Below are 1,914 nucleotides of genomic sequence, written 5' to 3' on the forward strand. Positions count from 1 at the left end.
CAGGTTCAGGCTGTCCTCCAAAATCTTGTAGGCATTGGCACGGCTGGTTCCATAGGTGGTGTAAGCTGCCACATCGTTGTAGGATACGGAAGATTTCCCCTTGATCTGCCATTCAGCAGTAAAGGAGGAATAGTTGACCTCTATGCTGCGCTGGAGATAAAACGGGGTGTTGAAGGTCTCGTACATAAACTGCTGGATATATTCCTTGTCGATCCAGGTGGCGCCAAGGCGCACCTCGATCTCCGACGCATCCAGGTCTTTGGGCTGAGCGGCGGTAAGAGCTTCCACATTGACTGCATAAACCGGGTCCTGCTGTGCCGCCCGCTGCGCCTGACGCAGTTTGCGGCGTACATTGCCAGAGAGGTATTCATCAGCAGTCACATAATGGGGCGTTCCGTCCTGCTCCAACTGTCCCGGTACACGGAAGATTACGCCTTGCAGCTCTCCGGCCAGTTCTTCTTTTGTTTTTCCGGTAAGCTGGCTCATATAGTCCATATCCACGCAGGCTTTTTCCGAGATGGACACCGCCAGTGCTTCACTTGCCGTATCCACCACAGCCACCGCCTGATGGGGCTTGATGGTCCGTTTGGTGAACATATCTGCCTTGCGTTCCAGCTTTCCGTCCTCGTCGATGACTTCCAGCGCACAGAGCAGGTAATAGGAAGAATCGTCTGCATAGGCCAGACGGTTTGCACGGTCATTGATGAGACCGTATTTGGCAGAAAAGCTGTCATAGAGGCTGTTCAGTTCCGCCTGCTTTTGGGTAATGGTGCTGTCCGGAACCGCTGCATCCATCTGAAGGTCGATCAGTTCCTGCACACAATCACGCAGTCCCACAAGACCTTTCACGCGGGCTTCGGCGGTGGCGTTGAGGTCAGGGCGCACCATACGGCTGTTTTCCCGGTAGTACACCTGCCCGTCTACAATGGCATAGGAATAGTTCTTCACATTGGGGTCGGCAGGAATGGAGGTGTCAATAGCTTCGCCTTCGCCCAGCTCCGGCAGCTCTGCCTCCTGATAAGTGCCATGAATGTACTTCACGGCATCATGCAGCTGGTCGGAAAGCTCCAGTCCCTCGATAGGATTCACAGTGTAGTCCATACCATGAGCAGTGCTTACCGGCTCCTGTCTGCCCAGCACCATTTCCGGGTGGTCGATAAAATACCGGTTGATGGCAAACCCATCCTCCGTTTGTCCGGTCTGAGTCCATTCCGGCACGATGTCCAGCGGACGGTCCCGCTTTTGGAGAAAAATGATGTCCGATACAACCTCGGCACCGGCATTCTTTTTGAACGCATCATTGGGCAGACGGATAGCACCCAGCAGCTCAGCACGCTGGGCAAGATAGCGGCGCACGGTGGAATCCTTGGCGTCCATGGTATATCGGGAGGTCACAAAAGCTACCACGCCGCCGGGACGCACCTGGTCGAGTGCTTTGGCAAAAAAATAGTTATGAATACTGAAATTCAGCTTGTTGTAGGCTTTGTCGTTGACCTGATACTGACCGAACGGCACATTGCCGATGGCAAGATCAAAGAAGTCACGCCTGTCGGTGGTCTCAAAGCCGCCTACTGTGATGTCCGCCTTTGGATAGAGTTGCTTTGCAATCCGTCCGCTGATGGAATCCAGCTCCACGCCGTACAGACGGCTGTTTCGCATTCCCTCCGGCAGCATACCAAAGAAATTGCCCACACCCATAGACGGCTCCAGAATATTTCCGGTCTCAAATCCCATACGGTCCACCGCTTCATAGATGGCCTGAATGACCGTAGGACTGGTGTAATGGGCGTTGAGGGTAGAGCTTCTGGCGGCGGCATATTCCTCCGGGGTCAGCAGTTCTTTTAGCTGGGCATACTCTAAAGCCCATGCCGGTTTCTCCGGGTCAAACGCATCAGAGAGACCGCCCCAGCCCAC

1 pseudogene is annotated in these 1,914 nt (G+C 54.3%); it reads right to left on the bottom strand.

Annotation, left to right across the window (positions count from 1 at the left end):
- Positions 1-1,914 (bottom strand): annotated as a pseudogene (locus ACMP1L_RS05060) (SNF2-related protein); the annotation flags it as partial.

The sequence above is a fragment of the Ventrimonas sp. genome (assembly GCF_048380235.1).
Classification (GTDB): domain Bacteria; phylum Bacillota; class Clostridia; order Lachnospirales; family Lachnospiraceae; genus Brotaphodocola.